The sequence below is a fragment of the Donghicola sp. XS_ASV15 genome, assembly GCF_041224595.1.
Lineage (GTDB): Bacteria > Pseudomonadota > Alphaproteobacteria > Rhodobacterales > Rhodobacteraceae > Donghicola.
In genome coordinates this window covers 1-1,469 of record NZ_JBGFGN010000111.1, presented here as the reverse complement: position 1 = coordinate 1,469, position 1,469 = coordinate 1, and the positions used below count along the sequence as shown (strand labels likewise).

Sequence of the window (1,469 nt, the reverse complement as noted above, 5' to 3'; positions counted from 1 at the left end):
CGCACCTTCAAATACAAGTCCACGGTGTATATCCCCAAGCCCTCCCGAAATCCGAAAGGGCAAAAGTGGACGACTTTTACGCCGCCCGCGACAACACTATGCCGTCGCTACCGTGGCCGAGTATTGCTCCGCCGTTCACATTTGCACAACGAAGCGCGCTGTTTGCATGGCATCGCACATCGGGAAGTTATGATCGGAGAGCAGTCCTTTCTTGTCCCTTACATCGAGGGGCATCTTTTGGTCGCCGAGACGCTTGACGAGGCCGCGCTCCACGCTTGCCTCGAGCCTGTTCACGAGGCGGGTTACACCTTTTGCGATCTGCGCCCGTCTAACGTCATTGTCGCCGCCGGACAGTGCTATCTGATTGACTGGGAGTTCTGCACACGCACCGGCACGATTATTGAGAGTATGCCGAGCAGACCCTACTCGTCCGGCTTCACGCATCCTGATCTGATCTGGGCCAAGGGGGTTGTGGACCCCAGGCTGGATCACTTCTCTATGGTGCGGTTACAAGAATTGTTGAGTTAGTGTACTCTGCAAGATACCGAAGAGCTGGAAACCGTATGCAGGTTATTGAGCCTCCCCCATTGAACTGGTCCGCCGGGACTGTTGCATTAATTGGCTGCGGTTGATCGTTTGCGTTGATGGGTGCGCTGGATCATGCGGCATCAAAGATTTTGCAGATGAACTGGATCTCGCCCTGAACGCCTGGTTGTTTGTGATGGATGGGGCCACGTTTGATGGTGCGCATCGTCTCAATCCCGCTCAGGGTTGCCTTGGCTGATCTCAAGGATCGAAAGCTTTGTCGGTAACCAAGGAGTCGTTTCATGGCGGCATGATCGCTCTCGATCAGGTTGTTCCGCCACTTTCTGTCGATATGTCGGATGCTGTCGAAGTGAGGATCGTAGCGATGATTGATCTCGCGAATGACACGCCGATAAGCTTGAGCTTTATCGGTCACAATTGTCACCGGGCGATGCAGCCGTACATGCTCAATCGCTTTGTTTAGAAACGCTTTGGCGGCTTTCGCATCTCGTCTGGCGGTCAGGCGGAAATCGATCATCTGACCGTTTGCATCGACCGCACGCCACAAATACCGCCATTTGCCGCCAACGCGGATGTAGGTCTCATCAACATGCCAATCGACGCTGGCACGCTGCAGATGCTTCTCGGTGCGTTTGGTCAATTCCGGCCCGAACTTTTGAACCCAGCGATAGACCGTGGATCGATCAACCGTGATTCCACGCTCCGCTAGCAAATCCACGACATCCTGATAGGACAGTGGATAGCGCAGATACCAGCGCACGGCACAAAGAATGATGTCGCGGGGGGTCACGTCCGTCAAGGTGGTGTAATTTGTCGGGTGGCCTGAGGTCATGATCAGGCGGCTTTTATGCTGAGAATTGGGTCTGTCTCCTCGTTGTCGATCTGAGCGAATGCCTCGACCATCATGTAGCGGCTGGCGGTTT

Annotated in this window: 2 protein-coding genes; one reads left to right on the top strand and one right to left on the bottom strand. The window is 54.7% G+C overall.

Features of this window, described 5'->3' with window-relative positions; genetic code table 11:
* Window positions 1-528 (top strand): hypothetical protein (locus AB9K37_RS04895; RefSeq protein WP_369835809.1); only part of this gene is annotated, 528 nt, incomplete at its 5' end.
* Window positions 529-658: 130 nt separating this feature from the next.
* On the opposite strand, the gene AB9K37_RS04890 is transcribed toward AB9K37_RS04895, so the two are convergent.
* A complete protein-coding gene (locus AB9K37_RS04890) occupies window positions 659-1,378 on the bottom strand; it encodes an IS6 family transposase (RefSeq protein WP_369835810.1) in 720 nt (239 codons plus the stop codon).
* Window positions 1,379-1,469 lie beyond the last annotated feature (91 nt).